23 protein-coding genes are annotated in these 26,264 nt (G+C 40.5%); 13 read left to right on the plus strand and 10 right to left on the minus strand.

All coding sequences use genetic code 11. The features are described from left to right. Positions 1–4 precede the first annotated feature (4 nt). The 3 genes from D4T97_RS17065 to D4T97_RS17075 form a co-directional block, all read right to left on the minus strand. Positions 5–1,444, minus strand: coding sequence for a polysaccharide deacetylase family protein (locus tag D4T97_RS17065; RefSeq protein ID WP_126051984.1), 1,440 nt, complete (start codon positions 1,442–1,444; stop codon positions 5–7). Between the two features lie 187 nt (positions 1,445–1,631). Continuing rightward, positions 1,632–2,135 (minus strand): DinB family protein, encoded by a 504-nt coding sequence (locus D4T97_RS17070; protein ID WP_126051985.1) that lies wholly within the window; start codon positions 2,133–2,135, stop codon positions 1,632–1,634. A 59-nt stretch (positions 2,136–2,194) separates the two neighbouring features. Then, positions 2,195–3,622, minus strand: a complete 1,428-nt coding sequence (locus D4T97_RS17075) for a S8 family peptidase (RefSeq protein WP_126051986.1) — start codon at positions 3,620–3,622, stop codon at positions 2,195–2,197. 195 nt (positions 3,623–3,817) lie between these two features. On the opposite strand from D4T97_RS17075, the gene D4T97_RS17080 reads away from it, so the two are divergent. Further along, on the plus strand, positions 3,818–4,240 hold the full coding sequence (locus D4T97_RS17080) for a DUF1801 domain-containing protein (RefSeq protein WP_126051987.1): 423 nt from the start codon (positions 3,818–3,820) through the stop codon (positions 4,238–4,240). A 412-nt stretch (positions 4,241–4,652) separates the two neighbouring features. Here the strand turns inward: D4T97_RS17080 and D4T97_RS17085 are convergent, their stop codons facing one another. The 5 genes from D4T97_RS17085 to D4T97_RS17105 form a co-directional block, all read right to left on the minus strand. After that, a complete protein-coding gene (locus tag D4T97_RS17085) occupies positions 4,653–5,273 on the minus strand; it encodes a hypothetical protein (RefSeq protein WP_206435589.1) in 621 nt (206 codons plus the stop codon). 19 nt (positions 5,274–5,292) lie between these two features. Then, the gene (locus tag D4T97_RS17090) at positions 5,293–6,120 is read right to left on the minus strand and encodes a DUF4352 domain-containing protein (RefSeq protein ID WP_126051988.1); all 828 of its coding nucleotides are present in this window, start codon (positions 6,118–6,120) and stop codon (positions 5,293–5,295) included. An 80-nt stretch (positions 6,121–6,200) separates the two neighbouring features. Further along, positions 6,201–7,181: a helix-turn-helix transcriptional regulator gene (locus D4T97_RS17095; protein ID WP_126051989.1), complete on the minus strand. Its 981-nt coding sequence runs from the start codon at positions 7,179–7,181 to the stop codon at positions 6,201–6,203. Positions 7,182–7,197: 16 nt separating this feature from the next. Continuing rightward, on the minus strand, positions 7,198–7,491 hold the full coding sequence (locus D4T97_RS17100; RefSeq protein WP_126051990.1) for a hypothetical protein: 294 nt from the start codon (positions 7,489–7,491) through the stop codon (positions 7,198–7,200). 266 nt (positions 7,492–7,757) lie between these two features. After that, the gene (locus D4T97_RS17105; RefSeq protein WP_126051991.1) at positions 7,758–8,726 is read right to left on the minus strand and encodes an NAD(P)-dependent alcohol dehydrogenase; all 969 of its coding nucleotides are present in this window, start codon (positions 8,724–8,726) and stop codon (positions 7,758–7,760) included. A 338-nt stretch (positions 8,727–9,064) separates the two neighbouring features. On the opposite strand from D4T97_RS17105, the gene D4T97_RS17110 reads away from it, so the two are divergent. The 6 genes from D4T97_RS17110 (at position 9,065) to D4T97_RS17135 (ending at position 15,591) form a co-directional block, all read left to right on the plus strand. Then, a complete protein-coding gene (locus tag D4T97_RS17110; RefSeq protein WP_126051992.1) occupies positions 9,065–9,748 on the plus strand; it encodes a response regulator transcription factor in 684 nt (227 codons plus the stop codon). 3 nt (positions 9,749–9,751) lie between these two features. Beyond that, positions 9,752–10,753: a sensor histidine kinase gene (locus D4T97_RS17115; protein WP_126051993.1), complete on the plus strand. Its 1,002-nt coding sequence runs from the start codon at positions 9,752–9,754 to the stop codon at positions 10,751–10,753. Positions 10,754–10,852: 99 nt separating this feature from the next. Continuing rightward, positions 10,853–11,614 (plus strand): ABC transporter ATP-binding protein, encoded by a 762-nt coding sequence (locus D4T97_RS17120; protein ID WP_126051994.1) that lies wholly within the window; start codon positions 10,853–10,855, stop codon positions 11,612–11,614. Continuing rightward, on the plus strand, positions 11,604–13,547 hold the full coding sequence (locus tag D4T97_RS17125) for an ABC transporter permease (protein WP_126051995.1): 1,944 nt from the start codon (positions 11,604–11,606) through the stop codon (positions 13,545–13,547). The genes D4T97_RS17120 and D4T97_RS17125 overlap by 11 nt, the downstream gene beginning before the upstream one ends. A 333-nt stretch (positions 13,548–13,880) precedes the next feature. Continuing rightward, a complete protein-coding gene (locus D4T97_RS17130) occupies positions 13,881–14,915 on the plus strand; it encodes an ABC transporter permease (protein WP_126051996.1) in 1,035 nt (344 codons plus the stop codon). A 1-nt stretch (position 14,916) separates the two neighbouring features. After that, complete coding sequence (locus tag D4T97_RS17135) at positions 14,917–15,591, plus strand: ABC transporter ATP-binding protein (protein ID WP_126051997.1); 675 nt, start codon at positions 14,917–14,919, stop codon at positions 15,589–15,591. 89 nt (positions 15,592–15,680) lie between these two features. On the opposite strand, the gene D4T97_RS17140 is transcribed toward D4T97_RS17135, so the two are convergent. Together D4T97_RS17140 and D4T97_RS17145 are read right to left on the minus strand one after the other, a co-directional pair. Next, positions 15,681–16,850 carry a TraB/GumN family protein gene (locus D4T97_RS17140; RefSeq protein WP_126051998.1) on the minus strand — a complete coding sequence of 390 codons (1,170 nt, stop codon included), beginning with the start codon at positions 16,848–16,850 and terminating at the stop codon, positions 15,681–15,683. Positions 16,851–17,299: 449 nt separating this feature from the next. Beyond that, on the minus strand, positions 17,300–18,742 hold the full coding sequence (locus tag D4T97_RS17145; protein WP_126051999.1) for a sigma-54 interaction domain-containing protein: 1,443 nt from the start codon (positions 18,740–18,742) through the stop codon (positions 17,300–17,302). Between the two features lie 1,102 nt (positions 18,743–19,844). Between D4T97_RS17145 and D4T97_RS17150 the strand changes: the two genes are divergently transcribed. The 6 genes from D4T97_RS17150 to D4T97_RS17175 all read left to right on the plus strand — a co-directional run bounded on the left by D4T97_RS17150 (position 19,845) and on the right by D4T97_RS17175 (position 26,264). Next, the gene (locus D4T97_RS17150; RefSeq protein ID WP_126052000.1) at positions 19,845–21,134 is read left to right on the plus strand and encodes an ArgE/DapE family deacylase; all 1,290 of its coding nucleotides are present in this window, start codon (positions 19,845–19,847) and stop codon (positions 21,132–21,134) included. Positions 21,135–21,289: 155 nt separating this feature from the next. After that, on the plus strand, positions 21,290–22,606 hold the full coding sequence (locus D4T97_RS17155; protein ID WP_126052090.1) for an MFS transporter: 1,317 nt from the start codon (positions 21,290–21,292) through the stop codon (positions 22,604–22,606). 243 nt (positions 22,607–22,849) lie between these two features. Continuing rightward, positions 22,850–23,287 carry a hypothetical protein gene (locus D4T97_RS17160; RefSeq protein ID WP_126052001.1) on the plus strand — a complete coding sequence of 146 codons (438 nt, stop codon included), beginning with the start codon at positions 22,850–22,852 and terminating at the stop codon, positions 23,285–23,287. Then, positions 23,275–23,565, plus strand: a complete 291-nt coding sequence (locus D4T97_RS17165) for a DUF2653 family protein (protein ID WP_126052002.1) — start codon at positions 23,275–23,277, stop codon at positions 23,563–23,565. Before D4T97_RS17160 ends, D4T97_RS17165 begins: the two co-directional genes overlap by 13 nt. A gap of 253 nt (positions 23,566–23,818) precedes the next feature. After that, entirely contained in the window at positions 23,819–25,141 is a 1,323-nt protein-coding gene (locus tag D4T97_RS17170) for a short-chain fatty acid transporter (protein WP_126052003.1), read from the plus strand. Between the two features lie 466 nt (positions 25,142–25,607). Continuing rightward, complete coding sequence (locus tag D4T97_RS17175) at positions 25,608–26,264, plus strand: amino acid ABC transporter permease (RefSeq protein WP_126052004.1); 657 nt, start codon at positions 25,608–25,610, stop codon at positions 26,262–26,264.

A 26,264-nucleotide genomic window follows, 5' to 3' on the forward strand; every position in this document is an offset into this window, starting at 1 on the left:
ATAATCATTTCAAACTGCCAAAATGTGGCCCTGCGCCCTGATCTTCTTTCCAATTCAGCAGTTGAGAGACAGTGACAAACTGATATCCTTGTTTTTCCAATTCAGTCAAAAGATCAGGCAATGCATCCGCTGTTGAACCGTGAATGTCATGCATCAGGACAATTCCCCCGGGAGCGACATTGTTCTCGATTTTATTTTTCACGGACAATGCATTTCGTATCTTCCAATCCAGCGAGTCGACTGACCAAAGAATGATAGAGGCACCATTTTCTTTTGCATATTCCATAAAATTATCATTGTATGCTCCATAAGGAGGACGAAGCACATCAGTAGTAATGCCGGTCGCTTCTTCAATCTTCTCCTTCGTATAATCCATTTCCTGCTTAATTTTCTCCGACCCCAGCTTTGAAAGGTTCGGGTGACTTTTGGAGTGATTTCCAATTTCATGTCCTTCCTCCGCCACTTTTCGAGCAAGTTCAGGATAATAATCCACTTGGTTTCCCAGCATGAAAAAAGTTGCCTTTGCATTGTGTTCCTTCAATGTTTTCAGGATTCTAGGCGTTACTTCTGCACTCGGCCCGTCATCAAATGTCAAAGCGACATACTTGCCATCCGGTGCTAACCTCATTTGCTCCTGCTGAATTATTTTTTCCTTTTCCAGCTTCTGTTTTTTTGGCATTTTTAAAAATGAATCAACGTCTTTTTGGAGAAAAATGTACATCTTTTCAACGGGAACATCAATTTCAATCGCCCCCGCCGCTCCTGCAGCAATTTCATATTCATCTATATATAAGGAAAAACTCTTCCGATCAATGGACCATTCCCAGACTTCCGGACGTTTGATCCATTGATTAAATTCTTCAACAATCAAGTATGGCTGGATGTCCTTACTTTTATGAAGCTGCTCCCAGACAACCTTTTGAATGGCAGCCAAATTTTCCTTGTTCAAATCCAATATGTCACTTATCTCCAAAAAGCGGTTGTTTTCAATATCTATATTAAAAACCTTCACTGTGTTTTGGCCGTTTGCTCCGCCAGTGATCATGTAGGTTCTGAATACGAGACTATAATAATCATCCGTAATTCGGTGGGTCTCCATCTGGATGTTGAGATCGGCACGCATGCTATCTGGAAGCCCTTCTTTGTTTTGTGCTACCTCTTTTAAAAATTTCTCTTTCTGCCCATTGATCCATCGATCAATGACTTGATTGAGTTTCTCGCTGTCCGTATCAGGTTCATTGATGGAATATGTATATTCGTCTGTCTGTTTCGTTGTAGTTTTCAGGTTGAGTTTTGGATATTTACTGATTACTTTTTCATCTTGAACTTCTTCCTGACTTTTTGATTTGATTGAGGCGTTTACCAATCTGCCAATTCCACCAATAAACAGGAAAATTGCCAAAAACAAAAGAATCCACCAAGTTAATTTAATCCGTCCAGCCAATTGAAATACTTCCCCTTTTTATAAAGTTTGCCCGCTAAAATTATGAATCTTTAACTCTCTTAATTTTACACCCGGGTTTCAAGTATTACAATTGCATTACAATAGTTTTCAACAAAAAGCACAAAAAAAGAACCCACCCATTAAAGCGGATTCTTGAAATGGACTAATTTATTTTGGAAAACCTGTGTTATTTTAATAGAAAAAATACATAATCAGTCGGGACGCCTTTTTTACCTTGTTGGTGGAGCATCGCTGATACATTTCCACGATGATACGTCCCATGGTTGACTACATGATGAATAAGATCTGCCAGCACGAATTCACATTGGCCATATTGGGGATGCTCCGCAACGATGGTCTGTTCCAAGTCCTGCTGTTCGCCTAAAAAATCGTAAAATTCACTTGAGAGTTCGTCATAGAACACTTCCAGTTCATCTAATGATGCTCCCGAGACTTCCGACTTTCGTCGCTCTATTTCTTTTATAGTATCTTGAAATCTGTTTCCTTTCATCGTCCCCAACCAAATCATATCTACTGTATAAAGATGAATCATGACATCATGGATTGATGTGAAAACACTTTTAACAGTTTCTTTATAAGCCTTATTGGGCAATTGCCTCAAGTGTTGAATCACTAGTTTATTTGCCCAGACATGATAATCGTACAACCTTATCGTTCGGTTATTTTCCATAAGCTTACTCCTAACAATTATACTGGCAGATTCAAATGATATTAGACAGTAGGCATCCTTTACTGTAAAGCTTCATACGCATTCAAGTGCCCGCTTCCAAAGTTCTTTTTATCCGTACTCTTTACAGGGTCCACTGCTGTTTTATACAGAAGATTTTCCAACTTCTTCGGTGACATTTTTCCGTGTTTGTCAATCAGCAATGCAGCAACAGCAGAAACTTTCGGAGTTGCCATGGATGTACCGATGGACCAATAGTAGCCGCCATCATCGCTTGCACTTAGGTTAAATTCTCGTTCAAATAGGCGTTTACCAATATATTCATCAAATCTTCCTTCTTGCTCATATTGGTCATACAATCTGGCATCTCCGCCTACGGCAGCAATATCAATAAACCCTGGTCCAAAATTTGAGTAGTTTGCCAGCACATCATTAGGGCCAGTGGCTGAAACGGTGACAACCCCAGGGGTTGTTCCAGGCACTTCAAATCCGGCTCCTACAAAGTACAACCCGTCTTCCGCATATTCCGCGTTCATGTACTCCATAACTTCTTTTTTGTTTGTCGCATTCAATTCTTCGTTTCCTGCTGCAACAACTACAAGAGAACCTTTATTCGTTGCATAATCTACTGCGCGCTTATAGGCTTTGAAGTCTGCTACATCGTTACCAAGGTTTTGCTTTTCTCCTGTAACAGGATCAATATAAAAGGCTTGACCGATGACATCAAATCCGCCCAAACTCATGGAAATGACATCTACTCCATCATCGGCAGCTGTAACCATTGCATCAACAATCCACGAGGTTTCAGCTGAACTTGTTCCAAATACACGGTAGGCACGAATTCCTGTGTCAGGAGCAACGCCAAGCATTGCACCATTTCCGGCTATGGATCCGGCTACATGGCTTCCATGCCCATGCAGGTCGTCAAAAGCATTAGGATTTCCGCTTTCATACGGCTCTGTCCCCTGGAACCCTCCTGCAGGGACAAAGTTCTTTGATCCTGGCATCAAGTTTTTCACCAAGTCAGGATGATCACGGTCAATCCCTGTGTCTACAATCCCAACTACGACATCATGGGAGCCCGTTCCTAGCTTATAGCTTTCACCGTTATTAGTGATGCGCTGGATATCCCATTGCAAATTCCAAAGGGCGGCTTTAGAAGGGTCTACATTGCTGGCTTTAATTTTTTGTGATTTAGGCATTTTCCATTTGACCGATGGGTTGGCCGCACTGACTCCGGCGATCCCTTTTAATCTAGAGAATGTATTCGATGGAGCTTTTACCTGCGCAAACCCAATTTCAGGAACGGTATATGTAACTTCTCCGCCCAATTTCTTTACTTGCTGTTCAAAGTTGGCCGGGATACTATTCTTGCTGAACAAGACGGAATAACGCTGCTCTTTTTCATTGCTGGCTTCCGCTTTATCATTTGACGGTAAGAGGCATAAAGTCAGAACTAGACTTGCAATCACTGCAAAAAACCTTTTCATCATGCTCCTCCTCTTTTAAAAAAGATTGTAAATACTAGTTTCGACGGAAGCACGCAACATTCCTGTAATTCTTTATTCCTAAAAAAAGAAAACATTACTGTCCCGGAACCTACTTCCATAATAACTATAGTCAACAATACATATCTAATATAGACTAACATTAATAGAATATTTCGAGAGAAGGAGGCAGCGGAAATGTATGAATTAAAAACAAAGCAAAATGACAACAGCGTGATTGAGTTCATAGAAAAGGTGGATAGCCCAAAGAAACGGGAAGATGCCTATCAATTGTTGGATATTTTTACAGAAACGACCGGATTTGAAGCCAAGATGTGGGGGCCCAGCATTATAGGGTTCGGTTCCTATCATTACAAATACGCATCCGGACATGAAGGAGAAGCGCCGCTTGTCGGCTTTTCACCCCGCAAAGCAAAAATAAGCCTGTACCTCTCGGCGTGTGACCCCGCAAGGGAAAGCTTATTGAATGAATTAGGCAAGCATACTACAGGGAAATCGTGCGTCTATATTAACAAATTAGCGGATATTGACGTGTCTGTTCTAAAAGATTTAATAGAGCATTCCATCAAACACTTAAGAGAAACTTATCCAGATCAATAACAAAAGCGCAAGCGCCTGTTTATCGACGTACAGACTGAGCCGAAATGCGGAAACGCCTTGGTCAGCCCCGACAAGCATAAGACGATTCCCGAGGAGGCAGTACTTCAGCCGCCACAGGGAATTGGCTTATGACCNTACTTCAGCCGCCACAGGGAATTGGCTTATGACCTCGAGGGGCTAGGCGTTGCAGCTAGACTGGAGTGACTTCGACGAGATAAAGGAAACACGGCGACGAAGGCCGCCTCAGACCGCCACATCCTCGAATAGGCTGCGCCGCAGGAGCACCAGAGGTGCGAAGTCTGCTAGTCGATAGGCGCTGGAGCTAGACGTGGCATAATGCAATAACAAGTTTTCCACATTATAGGGGTTATATAGTTTTTTCAATAACGAAAAGAGCAGCAATCTGCTGCTCTTACTCCTCGTTTTCTTCCTCTAAATCATCCGGGTAGACAATAGTATCGAATATTTCCCCTGTATCGGCATTTTCAACGGATATTGTCACCTTGGTTTTTTCGGCTGGGGTCCCTGCAAACACTTGGTGATATAATCCAGTCATTCCCAACCCTAGAGCAGCAAATCCATCGAAGCTGTTTTCGAATGCTTCTTGATCGACAACTAGAGTAAACTCGGAAAACTTTTTGTTATGGCTGACATCTTTGATGGAAGGAAAGTCTTCGCCATTCTTTAATTCATCAATATATTCAAGGGCACTCTTATCCACTTCCTTCATCATCTCTTTATAATCAGCCCTTGACATCTTGTAGGTGATTGACCCGTCCTCATTTTTTGTTGCTTCTTTTACCCCATTCTCTTTTGCTTGGGCGATCATTTCATCTACATTTTCATCTTCAAAAAAATCTTTTGGAAGTGTCACTTCAACATTCATTAACCCTTTATCAACCTCGACACCCTGTTCTTTTTCTTCAGCAGCCTTTTCTTCCGCTCCTTCGTTTTTATTTGATGTCGTGTCCTTACCACATGCGGAAGTGGCCACTAATAACAACGAAAACAACAACGTGATAACATTTCTCATAAAAAATTCCCCTTAACTTTTATTTTTTCACTTCGAAAACAAATGGCTTTATATCAATCTCCCAATTCTCGGAAGATCCTTCAAAATATAACTTGAACTGTTCAGCCTCTTCTGGAATAGCGGGAAAAGCAATGATCCCTTCTGTATCTACTCCTGGTAAAATGTCAGATTGCACTTCCGGATAATCGGCATCATAATTCATTTCTTCTTCATACTGTTTTCCGTCAGTTGTCAATTTTGCGTTGAATGAATAAAAACTAATTTTATCATCCATTTCATTCGACACTTTTACATAAACACGGGTCTCTTTTTCTGCGAGTTCCACTTTTTGCACCTCAAGCTTATACCCGTGCTGATTTTGTTCTTCATTCAGTTCAATCGTTTCTTCTGTCGGAGAAAAGGCAGTTTGATAATCTGCCTTCTCAATTGTATCTGCCAATATTGCGGGCGCTGTAATTTGAGCTCCAAAGGCGTTTTCCCCTTCAAAAACATCCTTGATTTTTCCTTTTACGTGAATAATATCCCCCTCAGCAATATCGAAGTCCGGGTCTTCTATGCCAATGATGGTATTTCGCTCGTCATTGTTATTTGCGTAAGCTTGCAAATAGGTCCCATCACCATCACGCTCAGGCTCTACAAAAACTTTGGCATAAAAATCAACGGTAGACCCTTTATACTTTTTGGGATCGGAATACATCTTTTCAAATTCTTCTTTTGTCAGCAACTTAGTTTCGGATGTTTTCTCTTTTTTAGGTGAATCACTATTTCCGCCAGTGGTTTTTGATTCACCACACCCTGCCAAAACAATAACAACAATAGCAATGATATATAAAAATGCTTTTTTCATATTGGTTCCCCCTCCTATATCCTATACTATAGAAAAAGGTGTACCAAAAACGGTACACCCTAGAAAATAGAGGAAAGCCCTTAATATAGATCCTGCATCAATTCTATTTCTTTTTTTACCTCTTCCACAAGCCACTCAGGAGAAAGGACTTTCGCTTTGTGCCCCCAGCGCATGATCCAGCTGACCAGCCCTGGGCTGAGCTTTGCTTTGGTTGTCAGCAACACGTGTTCTTCGTCCAGCTTCCTGATATCCGCATCCAGGCCGAATCTATCGATAATAATATTGATCATTTCATGCTTAAATTTAATTTTGATCCAGTCATCTTCCCCTGCAAACATATGAAAGGACTTATCGACATATTTAGTGATATCCAAGTCTTCCCGGCGGAATTTTTCTTCCGTTACCCGGATATTTCGGATGCGGTCCAGACGGTAGTGGCGAAATTCTCCTGTTTGAAGAAACTTTCCGATCAAATAGTAAAAGTCGTTTTGCCAAATCAATGCGTACGGCTCTACTTGATAAAAGTCACCTTCCCTGTTAAAAACAAATTCCTTGTCAATGTTGTATTTTCCATATTGATACTCCAATATTCTGTTGGTCGATATAGCCTTATGAACGCGGTCGATGTTTATTTTGATCAGGTTGTAGTCGATGTTGGACGAGGGATTAAAAATAAGCGGATCTGGCAATGTTTTGGCGATGTGCCTGCTCGTCAGCTTTTTCAACTTTTGAATGATTGTTTTCTTATCTTTTTCTGTGATAAATCGGGCTGATAGAACCGCATCTACCATGAGACGGAGCTGATAAGTTTCAAACAAGCGGTCATGATAGCTATACAGGACTTTTCCATAAATGCCTTTATTGGTTATAATTTCAAAACCCTGCTCATCAAGTGCTTCCAAATCCCTTTTAATCGCCCGCGGATCAAATTCGGCTTCACTTGAAAAAGCTAGCTTTAGCTTTTCGGCTAATTCCTTTATGCTTAACTGATTGCCCTCATCCGTTTCTTCCAACAATATTTTTTTCAATGCGAGCAGACGGTGGCTCCCCTTTACCTCCATAGCGGAACTCACTCCCCTAAAAATATTCCTTCTTTATATGAACCCTGAAGGCTTTTATAAAAGACTCCGGAGACGAAGGGACGGTATACGAAAATACCCCCCTAATCGTATGTACATATAGCAATCCGCCTTCATCACCCATTTTTCGAAATGATAAATCGGAAATGTCCCTTGTCGAAAACTCGCGGTACTTCGTAACCAGGCGGTCATGATAAAGATAAATTTTACGATTTTCTTCACTGTATATGATTTCAGCATCGATGATTTGCTTGTCGACTTTGACATATGGCTGTACGGCCAGCAACTCCATAAAAGCCCTCCAATTTCGTTTACACTTTCCATCAATTTTGATGTTTTTATGATTCGTTGTCAAAACCCACTGGTAACGAAACAATCCTTGTTCAACTAATAAGAAAGGTCATTTTTTTATTAAGAGGAATCTTCACCTTCCTTTAAAAAGTAAGGAACAATTGGAACGCACACTTTTAGTATGTTAAAAGTGTGCGTTCGCTATAATTTTATATAACTTAGTAATGGTATAGGTTTATTATTGTAAGTTTTTATTTCTAATAATGATTATACAGTAAGGACAACTTTACCTTGAGCGTGACCTTCCTGAAAATACTTGAATGCCTCAGATATTTCACTTAACTTATACCGTTTATCAATTACTGGTTTTACCTTGCCAGCTTCAAGTAATTCTTTTACATAAATTAAATCTTTTTGGTTTGCTCTCTGTAAAAGGTTACTTATTCTCTTACTTCCAGTCATTGAAATAAAAGGCCCAAAAACTAAAGATTGAAACATTTGGGACTCGCTCCCTCCTACGTGAACAAAATTCCCATTTGGTTTTAACACACGTTTATATGCTGAAATGGAATTAGACCCGTTAACACCAAGAATCAAATCATAACGCTCCTCTTTTTGGGTGAAGTCCTCTTTTGTATAGTCAATGATTTGGTCTGCTCCTATCGAATGCAATATTTCTAAATTTCTTGTACTACATACACCCGTTACTTCAGCCCCAAATGATTTGGCTATTTGTACCGCGAAAGTACCGACACCTCCAGATGCCCCACAAATTAATACCTTCTGTCCCGGCTTAATCTTACCTTTATCACGTAGTCCCTGTAAGGCTGTCACGCTTGCCATAGGTGTGGCAGCAGCTTCCTCGAAGGAGATGTTGGTTGGCTTTAAAGCTAAAGCATATTCCGGGACAGTCACATATTCAGCAAAACCACCCCAGCCACAACCTGAGAGGTCACCGAATACCTCATCACCTGGTTGAAACTGCTTAACATTCTTGCCAACATCTTCAACTATACCAGCAATGTCACCTCCCGGTATGGAGTATTTTGGTCTCAGTAGTCCGAAAGCAAAGCGAGCTAAGAACGGTTTACCTCTTAAAAGAACCAAGTTACCAAAGTTCAAGGATGCGGTATGCACTTTTACCAATACTTGATTCTCTAAAGGCAAAGGCTTTTCTATCTCTTTGAATTCAAGAACATCAGGTGAACCATATTTGTTACAAACGATAGCTTTCATAAAATGCCCCCAATTTCCTTAGATTTATTTTGTATTTACAAAGGCATAAAAAGTCCTATATCAAAGATAGTGAAGTGTTGTTTTTATTAATACGGAATAACGAATGAACAGATTCGAAAATTATTAAAAACCAGGAATCAAAAGTGTGTGAAATATTATATTTAACAAACGAGTGCTTTAGTTCAACAAGAAACCGATTTAATTCGGTTTTTTTATGTTTCAAAAGTGTCATAACTATAACGAACGACTCTTCCGTCTAACAGGGTTTGATAAAAAGCTTTTAAACTTCTTTTCGTATACAATATTTGTAGAATACGTGAAAAAAGTATGGTGATCCCATGTTTAAGATTTTTCTTATTGAAGATGATTCGACTTTATTCAATGAAATCAGAGACAGGCTGGAACAGTGGTCCTATGATGTGTACGGCGTGACAGATTTTGGCCAGGTTCTTCAGGAGTTTACCGCCATCAAGCCTGATTTGGTCATCATTGACATCCAGCTGCCGAAGTTTGACGGTTTCCATTGGTGCCGGATGATCCGCTCCCATTCCAACGTGCCGATCATATTTTTATCTTCCCGCGACCACCCAACGGATATGGTCATGTCGATGCAGCTCGGTGCGGACGATTTTATCCAGAAGCCTTTCCATTTTGACGTATTGATTGCAAAAATACAGGCTACCCTCCGCCGCGTCTATAACTACAATACCGAAACTTTAGACATAAAAAGCTGGTGCGGCGCCACGATTGAATACGCCAAAAACGTTGTTTCCAACGAAAATGGGACAATTGAATTGACTAAGAATGAAATGTTCATCTTGAAGATTCTTATTGAGCGAAAAAATAACATTGTGAGCCGCTCCGACTTAATCAAAAGTTTATGGGACGATGAGAGATTTGTCAGTGACAACACATTGACAGTCAACGTGAACCGTTTAAGAAAAAGCCTTGAGAAAATAGGCCTCGGACAATTCATTGAAACAAAAGTGGGACAAGGATATATGGCGAAAGAAGAGGATTAGTAGATGTTAAAAAAATTTTTGATTGAAAGGTGCAGCTGGATTTTACTGTTTCTCTTTATGCAGCTGCTGCTCCTTTTTATCGCTTATATTGATTCATCGATCCCTATCATGTCCGTTGTGTATATTGTTTTTTTATCAATCATCATCTTCGTCATCTTTTTGGCAATCCGCTACAATAAAGAAACGCCTTTTTACAAAAGCCTGGAAGAATGGGAAAGCGGTCTTGATTTATCGGGTATCTCCGAAGCGACAAAGCCGTTTGAGAAAATAGTAGAAAAAAGTATCACGGACCAAACAGAAAGACAAGCACAATTAAACAATGATAATCGAATGGCATTGGAACAGGAAAGGGATGATTTATTACCTTGGATTCATGAAGTAAAGACGCCTTTGACTGCCATGCATTTGATGATCGAGCGGCTTGAGGACGAAAAGATGAGGACCCAGCTGACGTATGAATGGCTGCGGATCCACCTATTGCTTGACCAACAGCTTCACCAAAAGAGGATCTCATTCATTGAAAACGACCTGCATGTTGAAAAGGTCTCCCTGGAACCGTTGATTTTTAAAGAGATCAAGGACTTGCAGTCTTGGTGCATGCAAAAAGGAATCGGATTTGATGTGGATCTAGGAGTAGACGAGGTGCTCACCGATGACAAATGGCTTGCTTTTATCATGAGGCAGCTACTGACGAACGCAGTCAAATACAGCGAAGCTTCCGATATCACCATTAGGAGCCGGATGGAAAATGATCATGCAATCCTTCAAGTGCAGGATTTTGGGAGGGGTATCAATGCAAAGGACCTCCCCCGAATATTTGACAAAGGTTTCACCTCAACTACACATCTCGATCAGGCCGCAACAGGAATGGGGCTGTATTTGGCCAAAAAAGCGGCTAAATCCCTATTGATCCAAATTAAAGTGAAATCTGCGCCGGACGCAGGAACCACTTTTACCATGGTCTTTCCAAAACCGAATGAATTTGTGAAACTCACAAGCATGTGACATGATTGTCACATGCTTTTATCTTTTGTTCGGCCAATCGAAGGAAAAAGCCATTCAATCCTTTTATGATGAGATTATCGAATAAAGGAGTGAACATATATGAGTATTCTTGAAGCACAAAAAATTCACAAAAGCTACGGGAATAAATTCAATAGACAGGAAGTTTTAAAGGGATTAGACATTCAAGTGGAAAAAGGCGATTTTGTCAGTATCATGGGGGCGTCAGGCTCTGGAAAAACGACATTGTTGAATGTCCTTTCTTCCATCGATAAAGTAAGCCAAGGTACGATAAAAATTGAGGGAAAAGACATCGTCGGCATGAAGGAAAAGCAACTGGCCGAATTCCGGAAAAATCATCTGGGCTTCATCTTTCAGGAATATAACTTGCTTGATACATTGACTGTGAAAGAAAACATTCTGCTCCCCTTATCCATTACAAAGACGCCTAAAAAGGAAGCAGAGCAAAAGTTCCGTCAATTGGCTACAGAACTGGGCATCCTTGATCTGAAAGACAAATATCCGAATGAACTTTCCGGTGGACAGAAACAGCGGACATCAGCCGCCAGAGCTTTTATCCATGAACCCAGCATCATTTTTGCTGATGAACCGACAGGTGCGCTGGATTCCAAATCCGCTTCTGATCTTTTAAATAAAATAAGTGGCTTAAATGAAAAGCTCGGTGCAACAATCATCATGGTCACCCATGACCCTGTAGCCGCCAGCTATTCCCGCCGAGTGATCTTTATTAAAGATGGACAAATTTATACGCAGCTGAACAAAGGGGAAGAAACAAGGCAGTCTTTCCTTAAAGATATTATGAAGACCCAAGGCGTACTGGGCGGTGTTCATGATGAACATTAATCAAATCGTAGTCCGCAATCTGAAAAAGAATATAAAGAATTATTATCTCTACGTTTTTGCGTTGATTTTCAGTGTTGCCCTTTATTTCGCTTTTGTCACATTGCAATATGACCCTTCAATGGATGAGACAAAGGGCACCATCAAAGGCGGAGCCGCTGTCCGTGCAGCATCGGTCATTCTTGTAGCCATCGTTTCGGTCTTCCTTTTGTATGCCAACAATTTGTTTATCAAAAGAAGAAGCAAAGAAATAGGGCTTTTCCAATTGATTGGAATGACAAAAAGCAAGATTTTCCGCCTTTTGAGCGCCGAGAACTCGATTCTTTACTTCGGCTCTCTTGTCATAGGCATTTTTATTGGATTTTCGGTGTCAAAGTTAATCATTATGATTTTTTATAAAATAACCGGCATTAATTCGATTGCCACTTTAACATTTTCATCAAAGGCACTGACTCAGACAGTGATTGTTTTTTCAGCCGTCTATCTTTTCATCCTGTTGATGAACTATATTTTTATCAAAAGGCAAACCATCCTGTCTTTGTTCCATGTCCTTTCATCAAGCGAATCAAAAGTCAAAAATCTTTCCAAGCTTCAAGTAATTATTGGAGTGCTTGGAATCATTATGATTGGAACAGGTTACTATGTGTCATCAAAGCTGTTTAGTGGTGACTTCACGACTATGCCGCAATTATTTGGGGCTATGCTGTTTATTTTGGCTTTTGTCATTATCGGGACATATTTTTTTTATAAAGGATCTGTCAGCTTTATCTTTCATCTTATTCGGAAACGGAAGAACGGCTACCTGAATATTAACGAGGTGCTGTCCCTTTCTTCTATCATGTTCCGGATGAAATCTAATGCCTTGCTGCTGACTATCATTACAACAGTTTCTGCACTGGCAATCGGACTTTTGTCTCTCAGTTACATTTCGTATTACTCGGCAGAAAAAACCGCGCGTGACAATGTCCCTGCAGATTTTGTCTTAACAGATATAAAAGAAACGAAGGAACTAAAGGATACGTTTAAAAGCAATAAGATCGCCTTCAGTGAAACGATGATTCATGTACTTCAGGTTGAGGTTAATATTAAGGATATTTTGGACAGCGACCTGAAGGGAATGGAGTTTGACCCCAATGTAACAGCCTTATCTGTTGTAAGTGACAAAGAGGTTGATGATATTGATGTTTCCCCTGACGATACCCTTTTTACAGGGTATTCCGACGCGATGCAGAAGTTTGTACCTTTCAAAGATCAAGGGATAATCAAGTGGACAATGCCAAACGGAACAATTACGCAAAATTATAAAGGCATGCGTAAGGAGCACCTCCTCTCCTGGACTTTTACAAACGGAGGCATGCCTGTCGCTATCGTGGACGAAACCGTGTTTAACCGTCTGAAGAAAGATTTGGATCCGGATATACAGACGAATCCGATCTACATCGGGATCGATATCGAAGACAAAAAAGATATCGAAAAGGCAAACGATATCTTTAATTTTCTTGGTTTTGATGAGAATGGAACATACCATTCGCTTTATGAAATGGTAAAAACCCAGAAGCAACTTTTTGGCCTCACGATGTTTATCGTCGGATTTTTGGGGCTCACCTTCCTGATTACATCAGGCTGCATTTTGTATTTCAAACAGATGGACGAAAGTGAAGACGAAAAACCGAATTATACAATCCTAAGAAAGCTAGGGTTCTCGCGCGGCGACCTGTTGCGGGGCATCCGGGCCAAGCAATTGTTCAATTTCGGCATCCCTCTCGGGATTGGACTGCTTCACGGCTATTTCGCTGTCAAATCCGGATGGTTCTTTTTCGGAACCGAGCTCTGGACACCGATGTTCGCGGTAATGCTTCTGTACACAGCGCTGTATTCTATATTTGGCCTGCTGTCTGTCCTTTACTATAAAAAGGTGATTAGAGGGGCGTTATAACAAGAAAAGCGCAAGCGCCTGTCCATCGACGTACAGACTGGAGTGCCTCCAACGAGATAAAGGAAACACGGCGACGAAGGAGCCGATGTTGACTTATCGTAGGCGGAGGCGCGAAGTCTGCTAGTCGATAGGCGCTGGAGCTGGACAATAGAAAAGCGGAAGCGCCCGTTGGACGTTGAATGTTAACCATTTGAATAGCTCCAGGCTAATAATGCCTGGAGCTTTTCCATTTGGGACCCGTCAATAGCTTTTAAATTTGTAATCAACTGTTAATCTTCCGTTCATCTAAGCTGATTACACTAAAAACATCAGATAGAAACGGAGGTACAACAAATGAAGATGGCATGGAAAGAAATGAAGAAAAGTAAAGTAAAGTTTATGATTTTGGGATCCATCGTTTTTCTAGTCAGCCTTTTGACCTTTATTATTTCAGGCTTATCCAATGGCTTGTCCCAGGATAATGCTGCTTTGATAAAAGATCTGCCCGATGGGCAATTTTATATGGCTAAAGATGCAAATGAAACCTATAACCTATCTAGAATAGATAAGAGCGTCCAAAGCAAGATATTGAATAAACAGGAAAATGCAGTCGCCTTTTCCATCCAAATGGGTTTTGTGAATGATTCTCGCGATAAACAGCACAGTGTTGCCTTCGTGACTTCCACCGATTCCAGGTTGTTTGAAAAAGCCGGACCGGGAGAAATTATTCTGGATCGCACATTGGAAAAGGAAGGTATCCATAAAGGGGACATTTTGACAAACAACCAATTCAGCGGTGAATTCAGGGTGAAAGGGTTTGTGGATCAAAAGAAATACAGCCATGCTCCCGTAGCTTATATTAATATGGAAGACTACAAAGAAATTTACCATGTGAATGAAATGCAATTGATTTTCGTGCCAAACGAAAATCAAGGACAGTCCATTGCCGGCCTGCAGTCATTTTCAAATAAAGAATTACTAAATACAATTCCAAGCTACAACGCTGAACAAATGTCACTCAATATGATTGTCTGGTTTTTAGTAATCATCAGCGGTATGTTGTTTGCCATATTTTTCTACATGATGAACGTTCAAAAGATTGGATTATACGGAATCCTGAAAGCAATCGGATTAAAAACAAGTTCTCTGTTCAGCATCATGTGGTCACAAATGCTTTTCATTACAGTCATAGCACTTGTGTTGTCCATTGGATTGAGCCAAGGCTTTAACATGATTGCACCTGAAGGAATGCCATTCAGCCTGACCTTTGAAACAACTGTTCAGCTATCCACCATATTTTTGATTATCGGCTTTTCCGGAGCCACTCTCTCCGGCATACAAATTAAAAAAGTAGAGCCTTTACAAGCCATTCAGCAAGGAGAGATGTGACATGACAACTTTTATCGTTGAGGCAGTGACAAAGTCATTTACAAATGGCGAAGTAGATGAACATATACTGAAGGGAATTAACCTTTCCCTTCACGAGGGTGAGATTACCGCACTGGTTGGTGCTTCAGGATCTGGCAAGAGCACTATCCTTACCATTGCGGCGGGTCTTCAGCGTGCATCAGGCGGCCGGATAATATTTGAAGGGAAGAATATGACGGAAATGAGGCAAGAGGAGCTTCGAAGGATCCGAGCAAGCGAGTTTGGATTCGTTTTTCAATCTTCCCATCTCGTCCCTTTTCTTACTGTTGAGGAGCAGCTTATACTTATGTTGGAAGTATCTGAAACAAAAATGAGAAAACGGGAACAAAAGAAAGAAGTGCAGAAAATACTCCAAATGGTTGGAATGGACCATCGTAAAACTGCTTACCCGGCTTCATTATCAGGCGGAGAAAGGCAACGGGTAGCAATAGCTCGGGCTATTATCCATAAACCTAAAGTATTGTTTGCTGATGAGCCTACCGCAAGCCTGGACTCTAAACGATCCAAAGATGTCATGGAGCTCATCAGGGACTTGACCAAGTCATTAAATATCACTACCTTGATGGTGACCCACGATGAAGAAATGCTCCCATTTGCCGACCGTATTATCACTATGAAGGATGGGTTGATTTTATAAAAGGGACTCTCGGGAAGTTTTTTTACGCAATCTTTCTAATCTAAAAAGCTCCGACAGTTTTCTGCCGGAGCTTTATTTTTTCATAGTATTCACTTCATATTTTCAAAAAACAGCCGGATGACATCCGCACCACCCACGAATGTGCCGATAGAACTTCCCAAATTGGCCAGCACGACAACAAGCAAAATCCTAGTCACTTTGTTATGCCAAAAACCCTTCAAGCTGAAGACATCCTCAGACAGTTTCTCAAAATCACTCACATTAGGCCTCCGCATATATGCTTGGGCTGCACCAGCAAACCAGCCGGCCGCGAGCAAAGGGTTCAAAGAAGTGATTGGTGCAGCAATAAATGCAGTAACAATTGCCAATGGATGTCCAAACGCAATTGCTGTTCCGATGGCAGATAAGGAACCGTTCCATAAGATCCAGCTCATGGCCTGCTGCCAGCCCGCAGAGGGATTGGCGTAAAATGTATAGGCTATGATAGCCAAAATCAATACCGGGATCGACCAGCCGATGATCTTAGGGACATTTGACTTCGGCGGACGTTCGTTCAGGCGCTTAAGGTCGTGTTCCTTATGAATTTCTTTCATAATTCCCGGAACATGGGCTGCCCCTAAGACCGCTACTACTTTTTCCCCAGGTGCTTCTTTGATTTTTTGCGCCAGATACTGGTCACGTTCATCGATTAACGGGGTTTTCAGTTTGGGGAAGCTTTCAGTGAATTCCTTTAAAATAGCATTGATTGTATCCTGGTTTTTCATTTTTTCCAGCTCTTCTTCCGTAATTTCTTCTTTGTTGAAAATACTGAAGAACACTTGTGAAAGCAACTGTGCCTTTCCCCAAAAACCGACATTGTTCCAAATGCGGGCAAACGTGATTTGAATATTCCGGTCAGCCAAAACCAGGTCGGCTCCTACTTCCTTCGCAGATTCAATGCCTTGAATCATCTCCTGCCCGGCCTCGATACCAAACTGCTTAGCCATCCGTTTTTGAAAAGAGGAGATTGCCAGGTTCATCAAAAGCAAAGTAGCTTTCCTTTCCTTAATTACCTTAAAGATATCCATGTCTTTCCATTTGTTTTTATTTCTGATCGATTCATATCTTTGTTCATCCAGTTCAACGCAGACTGAATCCGGCCTTTCAGCTTCGATGACCTCTTTTACCTGCTCCGCACTTTGCTTGGATACATGGGCTGTTCCTATCAATATGAATTCCTTGCCATTTAATTCTATTCTCGTAATATTTTCTTCTGACATAGGTACCTTCCTCTGAAAAAACGGTATTTTTTTCGATGATTTTTATTGGCTTATCAGACTAACCAAGAAGTAAATCGAATCCATGTCTTTCTTTGTATAAGGTCTCCAACATCCGAAATCCCTGGCCACATTTTTTTTAATCTTTCTTTATAAAACCGCATTATGTTTGCTGTTATATTAAGATTTTCAATTACAGTTTCATTAAATAGATCATCTCAATCTCTTAGTAAAAAGTATATCATAAAATGACTATTCTTTATTTATTCCTTCTAATATATATAGCATTTGAGTAGAAAACCTGACCAAGATAGGCAAACGATAAGAAGGGTTCCCGAAGAGAATTTTCTTTTTTTTGAGACCATAATATATAAAACTTTCAGTGAATGAAATACGGCCGGCAAAGAGATTATAAGTCTAAATTAATGAATTTTTATTGCCAATTCACGAGACTATTTTACAAATGTTTTGCTCTCTTCAACCACAAGCTGGATATTATATTTTTTTATCCTCCTCATGAGCAGCGATTGTGACACGCCCAAAAATTTGGCTGCTTTTCTTGTCGAATTTTCTTTTTCAAGAGCATCGATAATCATCTTTTTCTCCATTTCTTCCAGTATCTCCGTCATTGTCCCACGATCTGATATATATGGTGAGTTTGAACTCATGTGTTGCTCAACCATTTTTTGTGGCAGATCTTTTTCTTCAATAAACTCATCCTCTGATAAAATCACCAGGCGTTCAATTAAATTTTCCAGCTCACGTATATTTCCCGGCCAGGAATATTGAATAAGTTTTTTTAAAACCTCGTTTGAAAAGCGTTTATTTTTATTATATTTCTCATTAAACATATTTAAAAAATACGTGGCCAGATCCTCAATATCATCGCGGCTTTCTCGCAAAGACGGTATCTTGACTGTTAGTATATTTAGTCGATAAAACAAATCCGAGCGGAACGTGCCTTCTTCAACCATTTGTTCCAAATCCCTGTTAGTAGCTGCAATAATACGCACATCCGCGTTTCTCGGCTCCCTGGCTCCAATAGGCATATATGTTTTTGATTGAAGAAAATGTAAAATTTTCGTTTGCAAGTGTAACGGCACTTCTCCTATTTCATCTAAAAACAAGGTGCCAGCTTCAGCAGCCTTAATTAATCCCGTTTTCCCTTTTGAAGTTGCCCCTGTAAATGATCCTTTTTCATACCCGAATAACTCAGACTCCAATAAGGATTCGGGTAAGGAAGCACAATTAATCTGTACGAAAGGCCCGTTTCTTCTTTTACTTAACAAATGAATTTTTTCAGCAGCCAAACTTTTTCCGGTACCTGTCTCACCTACGATTAAGGCTGTTGTATCTACAGCAGCAATTTTTTCTATAATTTTTTTAGCAAGTATCCGGCTATTGCTTTTCCCGCCCAGTTTAACATTTTCCACACCATTTATATTAGTTTTCGTGCTTGTCAGCTTTCTTATTTGGGCACTATATTTTTCCAGCAACTCTTCAATTTCCTGAAGTTTTGAAGTGTTTTTTACTGCGTCCGTAATATCACGTAAATGTGCGACAGCAGCAATTACTTTCCCTTCTTTATTTTTGACTAAATGCCCTGTTGCAATGTATTTCCTACCTTCGCCCACTGTTTGTACAGTACTGACATTTTTACCTTCTTCAAGAGCCATGCGCAATACGGATGGTTTGAATAGGCCTTCTTTTTCCAAATCTCTTACATTTCTACCAGTAATTTTATTTTTAGGGACACCGCACATCGCTTCACTCGCGGAATTCAACCATAGCGTTGTTCCTTCATGATCCGAAATAAAGATTGCATCTTTAATCGATTCCAAAATATCAACAAATAATGCCGGGTTTTGATGGCTTAGTTCAAACAACTTCTCCAAATCTTTTTCCTCCATTCCTCTAATCGAGTCTATTTCGATTCAATATGATTTAAAAGGATATATTCGACAAAAAATTCGAATCGGTAACGAATCAGGCGAGTTGATTTTTTGAAATTGTACCTCTTTATTGCAGGACTTTCAAATAATATTTGAGCAATAGACGTTAAAAAGACTGATATTACGTTTTAATATATAAATTTTAATTGGCACGCATCTTGCAATATTAAACAATATCGGGAGGTGACGTATGATTCTAGGCGAAAAATTGCATTTCGCTTACCAGACATAAAAGTAAATTATTACATGCTCGGCTCTGAAATCGCAGCCAATTCTATTCCAACTGAAGAAATATTAATTATTGGAGATAAAATCATTTACGATTTTTAGGTGAATTGGAGATACAGGTTCTGCTGACAATAGACTGAATGAGTTATATTGGTATCTCGTATTTAGCAAAGACCGGTTCTCGAAACAAACAGTCAAACTATGTACCGGAACGGATAGTCAAGGTATCGGTACCCTGGGAGTCACCGTTAACGGACGACAAGTCATGCAGGCACTACCCCCGATGGAAAATAGGATTGATGCCATGTTAAGCACGGACAAGTTGATGCAGTATGTTTATAAGTTGCGTGAAAGCGCTCCCTTGACGGCAGGCAAATTCAAGCGTTTTCCATTGTAGCGAATTCGGTTGCAGATCAAGGTTTTTCATTTGCTAATTGTTCCCCGAAAAAACCGTTAGGATGTTGTTCACATAAGAATTAAGAGAAAAGCCTAGTACAAGTTTGCCCTCATTGAAAATATTAGCCTTATCAAGGTGCTCATGGATATAAAGCTGAAAATTTTACCGTAGAAAATTCAGATGTAATCCAATCTCAGCAGATAAGCCTGGAATAGATCAATGAGATTGATCAGCGGTGCCAGCCATGATGCAAAATATATGAGCCAATTGGTTCCTATCGGGATGATATTCGTACCGAATAAGCAGCAGCCCCTGTAAAGAGGAAGTCAGAACCGATGAAGATAGAAATAGTGCTTGAATTGGTTTTGCAATTTCAAAACCGTATAGAAAGACTACAAAGGTAAGGAGAAGACATATGCGATGAAAACAGAAACCGATATGACTTTAGAAAATGTATTCCAACAAATAGACGCGTCGTGGGATGAAGAAGTAGATTTTTTACAAAAGATTTGCCAATTCCCGTCAATTCTTGGCAACGAGGCACCGGTCCAACACTTTATCGCTGATTTTTTGGAAAAAGAAGTAGGCTTGGCTGTATCAAAGGTGATTCCTGATCCTGAAAAACTATCCTCTCATCCCGGTTATTCAGCATCCGACTGGTCATATGAGGATAGGCCGGTTGTCATCGGAGAGTATCGCACTGAAGGAGAAAAGAAAGGCAAAAGCGTGATCTTTCAGGGGCATATAGATGTTGTCAGCCCGGAACCTGTTTCGTTATGGAAACATGATCCATGGGGTGCAGAAATCGTTGGCAATAAAATGTACGGTCGTGGAACAGCTGATATGAAATCTGGTGTGGCTGCTATGATCTTTGCGTTAAAAGCCGTTCGCGACGCAGGAATCAAGCTTTCATCCGACGTCATAATCAAAACAGTAACTGAGGAAGAATGTACAGGAAATGGTGCACTTGCAGCAATAGAAGCAGGATTTAAAGCAGATGCAGCGCTTATTCCTGAACCCGTACTAGGACAAAGAGGGCTAACCGCTCAAGTTGGAGTGATATGGGTCAAGGTGAAAGTCAAAGGTTTAGGTGCGCATACTGAAAGGGCTGACAAAGCTGTAAACTCCATTATGGAAGGTTATAAAATGATCAACGCCCTCTTGGACTATGAAAAAGAGCTGAATAGCTGGGAAAGGCATAAGGACTTTGCTGATCACCCTCATCCATATAACGTCAATATTGGAAAAATCCATTCAGGAGATTGGCCTTCATCGGTTCCTTCCGAATGTATTGTGGAAGCAAGAGTAGGATTTCCTCCGGGGGTCAACCCGCAGAATGTAAAGGACGAATTAAAGGCCTTCTTGTTAGCAGCTGCAGGAAAGGATGAGTGGTTAAAAGAAAATCCGCCGGAAATCTCATTTTACGGCTTCCATGCAGAAGGATTTTCAATTGATCCGAATCAAGAGCTTTTCGATGTTTTAGGTGAGGCTCATACAGCTGTTGTAGACGAACCAATGGAAACGGGATCATTCACAGCTACGACTGATGCGAGATTTTATAACCTGTACTACGATATTCCTTCCACTTGCTATGGTCCTACAGGCGATGGGCTTCATGCACCAAATGAGTGGGTTGACCTTGATAGTGTCAAAACAGTAACAAAGACATACGCTGCATTTCTGCTCAAGTGGTGTGGCTATAGTAAGTAGATTGTTGGGGAGTCACGAGCGAAAAAGCTGAGTGATCCCACGATTTGGTCTTTGTTGAAGAGATTTATCTATAATTGGAAACCTTATAATCGGTATTTATTAAATAAAAAGTAATGATTCAGCAAATAATTTTAACTAAAGAGATGGTGAAAAAGATGTCAACTGAAATAAATCACGATAATTTAACTGAAAAAGAGCGAAAAAGCATGGCTAGAAGAGCCGGGCTTGCCAGCTTAGTCGGAACAACGATTGAATGGTATGATTTCTTCCTGTTTGGAACAATGGCCGCTTTGGTCTTTCCACAATTGTTCTTTCCGGGAGCTGATCCGGTCGCTGGACTGCTGCAGTCATTCGCAGCACTATTTGTAGGATTTGCTGCCCGTCCGCTTGGGGCTGCCTTTTTCGGTTACTTTGGTGACCGTATCGGGCGTAAAGCAACACTAGTTACAACACTTCTGCTAATGGGGATCGCCAGTACGCTTATCGGATTATTGCCTTCATACGAAACCTGGGGTGTTGCTGCAACAATTCTGTTAGTGTTTTTCCGTTTTTGCCAAGGCTTCGGTGCCGGTGGTGAGTGGGGAGGATCAGTTGTTCTCTCTGTTGAATGGAGTTCTAAGGGTAAAAGAGGTTTAATGGGAAGTATGACGCAAGTTGCATCGCCTATTGCCCTGCTCTTATCGTCAGCCGTTGTTTCCGCCACAATCTTTTTGACAGGGGATAATTTCCATGTTTGGGGATGGAGAATTCCTTTCCTAATTAGTATCATACTTGTGATCATCGGCTTTATCATTCGTCGTGGCGTTGAAGATTCACCGTCATTTAAAAAAATGCAGAAAGAAGATCGTCTATCCAAACAACCTGTTCGGGATGTATTTAGAAGATACCCCAAAACATTATTCTTGGTCATTCTGGCTGGTTTAGCGCAAGGAGTTCCTTTTTACGTCTTTACTACATTTGCCATCAGCTATGGTTCAGGGCAACTACAATTGGAATCACAGTTTTTGACTAATACACTTATGGTTGTATCAATAGTTGAGATTGCTGTAATCTTTTATGCAGCACATTTATCAGACAAGTACAATAGAAAATCTATATTTTATGTCGGGGCTCTCATAACTGTATTAATGGCCTTCCCATTCTTCTGGCTTTTCGATACAAAGGTCGCAGGATTGGTTGTTCTTGCGATGAGCCTTGCCATAATTGGTGCTGGAACAGTTTATGGTCCTTTAGCTGCGCTCATTGCTGAGTGTTTCCCTGCCGAGCTGCGGTATAGCGGAACTTCACTGGGTTACCAGCTTTCAGCTGCCATCCAAGGAATTTCTCCTATGCTATGTGTGTACCTATTAGATACATTTAACAGCACGGCGCCTATCAGCATCTATCTTGTTGTTGCTTCATTGATTGCTATCGTGGCCGTTGTCAACTTAAAAAAGGCTAAATATATGGATGCTGAAGATGTAGCCAGCTAATTAAAATTGCTACTTCAAGCAAAGGTCTTTCTGAAGTTGATTCAGAAAGACCCTTTTTACTTTTATGACTGCGAAGCGATTTTCCAAACGCCTGCGTTGTTGGGCTGCTTCTTTATATGGGCGCCCTGCATTTCCCAGCATGAATCTCCAGTTGAAATCGTTTAATGCCAAGCCATTTTTATTAAGAAAAAATAAAAATTAAGTTATAATTATAATGGTACACAAAATTAACGGAGGATTAAAATGAAAAAAATAATTACAGCATTGCTTACTGCAACACTTCTATTGTCTCCAGTCGGAAGCTTTATTTTTCAAGACCATGCCACAACAGTTGAAGCCAAAGGCTATAAATCTGGCAAAAAAGGTTTCAACATGAATAATAACCAGTCGAATTTCCAACAAAAACAAAAACAGGAAGCTCCAAAAACAAATTCGACCAAACAGCAGATGAACCCGAAAGGCGGACTCTTTTCCGGAGGCTTGATGAAAGGTCTAATGTTCGGCGGATTAGCCGGATTGCTTTTCGGAAGTCTTTTCGCAAACATGGGTGCGCTAGGGTCCTTATTGGGATTAATGATTAACCTTATTGCTATCTACGTGTTGTTTGTCGTGATTCGTAAAGTATTCACTGCTTTAACAAGGCAGAAAAGAAGCGAGGATACGGGACCGTGGGGCAGATAATCATTTCCGAGCAAGACATCATTAATGCTATCTGCATTGATCAAGCTAGAAAAAAATATGTCCAGCCCGAAGAAGTCGAAGTTGAACTATTGTATGACGATGACAATGGCTTTTCGGCAGAAGCCTATATTAACGGACTACCGCATAGACTACAAACGATCCATATCATTGAAGCGTTGCGTTTATGGCTGGACGAAGTGTTGGACACAGATCCGTTCGCTGGAATAAAGCTTGTCCTTGATGACGAGGAAGGAATTATTGCAGAAGTCAATCAATAATATAAAGTAGAGGGCTGCCCGCTAGATTAGCAGGGGCGGCCTTTATTTCTGACTATTCAAAAGCTCCGAAAACCCTTTTAGCCGAAAAAATGCCAATGGCTTTAATATCCTAAGATCTGCTCTCTCCCACTAATTCAATTCACTTTATACTGCATGTATAAAAATCCTCATCCATTTCATACTTTCAGATAATTCCTAATCCTGTAACTGTATTGTAGTATGTAATTTAAATTAAATTGAAGGAGGATAAAGTGTGTTAGCTCAAATAGCAGATCGTTTTACAAAAGTTGTCCAACGATATCTCCCAGATGCATTTGTAATAGCTGTATTAATGACATTGGTTGTCTTTGCTATAGCTTTAGCGATGAATCCAAATCAAACTGGGATGATTTTTTCAGCATGGGGCGACGGATTTTGGACTTATTTAGCTTTTACAATGCAAATGGTCCTTTTATTAATGACCGGAATGACTCTCGCATCCGTACCTTTCATTAATCGAGGTCTGGCCGGCCTGGCAAAATTAGCGAACAAACCGTGGAAAGCCTATTTAATTACTTTTCTAGTTTCCGCTACTGCCTATTACATAAACTGGGGGTTGGCTGTAGTTGTTGGAGCAATCATTGCACGGGAAATTGGAAAGCGCAATGAACATGCCCATTTTCCCCTTTTGGTAGCCAGTGCGTACTCGGCAACAGTACTTTTTCCTGGCGGAATATCGAGTTCCATAGGATTAACCATTGCGACTGAAGGGCATTTTTTGGAAGAAGTTATGGGGGTTATTCCAACTTCTGAGACATTATTTGACCCAGCAACGATTATCATTTTCCTTTCTTTGGTTGCTACCATGTCCATTTTTATTATTCTGATGGCCCCAAAGAAAGACATCATTAATTACGGACCAAAAGAAGAGCCAGAAGAACCGCAGAAAATTAATGTTTCTGAAAGAGGTCCCCTCACTCCTGCCCTGAAATTGGAATATACTCCTGTTTTAGGTGTGCTAATCGGAGCAGTTGGAATCATTTACACAGTTATATCCTTTAAGGGCGGCCGAGATTTAGATTTGGATATTATTAATATATTCTTCTTATCGTTAGGGCTTCTGCTACATCGCTCTTTAGGCCAATATGCAAAGGCTTTCGTGGATGTATCCAAGTCAATTTCTCCTATTGTCCTGCAATTTCCTTTTTACGCAGGGATTATTGCAATATTGTCCAATTCGGGACTTGGCCAGTTAATCATTGATGGTATGATTTCGGTTGCAACTCCTGAAACATTCAACGTCTTCACATATTGGGTAGCCGGCTTCGTTAATATTTTTGCTCCATCCGGAGGTGGACAGTGGGCATTGCAAGGTCCTTTACAGATCCCGGCAGCCATCGAGCTCGGCGTCGATCCGGCAAAAACTGCAATGGCGGTTGCTTGGGGAGACGGCTGGACCAACTTGATCCAGCCATTCTGGGCACTGCCGATCCTATCAGTCGTTGGACTTCATATCCGCGACATTATGGGTTACTGTATTTTGCTAAGTACATTAGTTGGTGTTGTGACGAGTATATTAATTTATTTTTTATATTAACTTCATATAAATGCCGCCACTATCTAATGACCATACAACGGATTGATTAACGAATGAGTAACTACCCTTTCGAAAAAGTTAGTTTTTAAAATGTTAGGCCACTGAGTACAAGAGCAGATGGAAAAAAGTTCCCTTTTCCATCTGCTTCTTGAGCTTTTTTGGCAGTTGTTTTTTTATATTTTTCGGTTTCAGGATAGTAAATTTTCGAAAATACTAGTCACCTTTTTCAAATACTCTTCGGTTTCCCGAAATACTCATTCTTAGAATATACCCTCCGCTTATCTTTCGGATTTATACAACATGTATAAAAATCCTTTCAACATTATGATGAATTGGATAATGAAATCGCTGTCAGTCTACTGTTAATATATAAATATATTTCAAGCAAAATCTAGAAGAATCAATTGTAAAGGCTTACTTCCATCTCGTGAAAAGCCATAGCAAACTAAAAAGGGTGTATGTACTTATGGGACAATTTACGGATAGTTTAGTTTCGACTTTTAATGGCTTTATGCAGGCTGCTTTAGTGACATTGCAAATCACAATCGTATCGTTGGTCATTGCCAGCATTATAGGATTGTTTGTTGCATTGATGAAACTGTCGAATAAGAAGGTCCTTTCTTGGATTGCGAATCTTTATATAGGGGTCATTCGTGGAACTCCGCTCATTGTTCAAATTATGTGGCTGTATTTTGGAATAACGCAAATCGTTGTTTTATCCGCATTTTGGGCCGGGGCAATTGCGCTCGCAATCCATAGCGGGGCCTATATTGCTGAAATCTTCAGGGGCGCCATCCAATCGATTGACAAAGGGCAAATGGAAGCAGCCGAATCGCTGGGTATGACGAAAAAGCAGGCAATGAGAAGGATAATTTTTCCTCAGGCCTTCAAGCGTTCCATTCCTGCGCTCGGCAATCAATTCATTATCGGTTTGAAAGATTCTTCACTTGTCGCCTTCATCGGTATTACTGAAATCTTCAACCTTTCTATGAGTCAGGCAGCCGCCACCTTCAGACAGCTGGAGTTTTACACGATTGCAGGAATTTATTACTTAGTCTTGATTGTTATTTTCACGCTCATTACGAACAAAATTGAAAAACGCCTAGACACAGGGAGAGTATAA

The sequence above is a fragment of the Siminovitchia acidinfaciens genome (assembly GCF_003605385.1).
Taxonomy (GTDB): domain Bacteria; phylum Bacillota; class Bacilli; order Bacillales; family Bacillaceae_C; genus Siminovitchia; species Siminovitchia acidinfaciens.

Coding starts and splice junctions, on each gene's coding strand:
- D4T97_RS17125 (WP_126051995.1), top strand. CDS start 11,604: ATGAACATTAATCAAATCGTAGTCCGCAATCTGAAAAAGAATATAAAG.
- D4T97_RS17100 (WP_126051990.1), bottom strand. CDS start 7,491: ATGGAGTTGCTGGCCGTACAGCCATATGTCAAAGTCGACAAGCAAATC.
- D4T97_RS17135 (WP_126051997.1), top strand. CDS start 14,917: ATGACAACTTTTATCGTTGAGGCAGTGACAAAGTCATTTACAAATGGC.
- D4T97_RS17080 (WP_126051987.1), top strand. CDS start 3,818: ATGTATGAATTAAAAACAAAGCAAAATGACAACAGCGTGATTGAGTTC.
- D4T97_RS17070 (WP_126051985.1), bottom strand. CDS start 2,135: ATGGAAAATAACCGAACGATAAGGTTGTACGATTATCATGTCTGGGCA.
- D4T97_RS17130 (WP_126051996.1), top strand. CDS start 13,881: ATGAAGATGGCATGGAAAGAAATGAAGAAAAGTAAAGTAAAGTTTATG.
- D4T97_RS17105 (WP_126051991.1), bottom strand. CDS start 8,726: ATGAAAGCTATCGTTTGTAACAAATATGGTTCACCTGATGTTCTTGAA.
- D4T97_RS17160 (WP_126052001.1), top strand. CDS start 22,850: ATGAAAAAAATAATTACAGCATTGCTTACTGCAACACTTCTATTGTCT.
- D4T97_RS17150 (WP_126052000.1), top strand. CDS start 19,845: ATGAAAACAGAAACCGATATGACTTTAGAAAATGTATTCCAACAAATA.
- D4T97_RS17115 (WP_126051993.1), top strand. CDS start 9,752: ATGTTAAAAAAATTTTTGATTGAAAGGTGCAGCTGGATTTTACTGTTT.
- D4T97_RS17155 (WP_126052090.1), top strand. CDS start 21,290: ATGTCAACTGAAATAAATCACGATAATTTAACTGAAAAAGAGCGAAAA.
- D4T97_RS17095 (WP_126051989.1), bottom strand. CDS start 7,181: ATGGAGGTAAAGGGGAGCCACCGTCTGCTCGCATTGAAAAAAATATTG.
- D4T97_RS17075 (WP_126051986.1), bottom strand. CDS start 3,622: ATGAAAAGGTTTTTTGCAGTGATTGCAAGTCTAGTTCTGACTTTATGC.
- D4T97_RS17175 (WP_126052004.1), top strand. CDS start 25,608: ATGGGACAATTTACGGATAGTTTAGTTTCGACTTTTAATGGCTTTATG.
- D4T97_RS17140 (WP_126051998.1), bottom strand. CDS start 16,850: ATGTCAGAAGAAAATATTACGAGAATAGAATTAAATGGCAAGGAATTC.
- D4T97_RS17085 (WP_206435589.1), bottom strand. CDS start 5,273: ATGAGAAATGTTATCACGTTGTTGTTTTCGTTGTTATTAGTGGCCACT.
- D4T97_RS17120 (WP_126051994.1), top strand. CDS start 10,853: ATGAGTATTCTTGAAGCACAAAAAATTCACAAAAGCTACGGGAATAAA.
- D4T97_RS17110 (WP_126051992.1), top strand. CDS start 9,065: ATGTTTAAGATTTTTCTTATTGAAGATGATTCGACTTTATTCAATGAA.
- D4T97_RS17090 (WP_126051988.1), bottom strand. CDS start 6,120: ATGAAAAAAGCATTTTTATATATCATTGCTATTGTTGTTATTGTTTTG.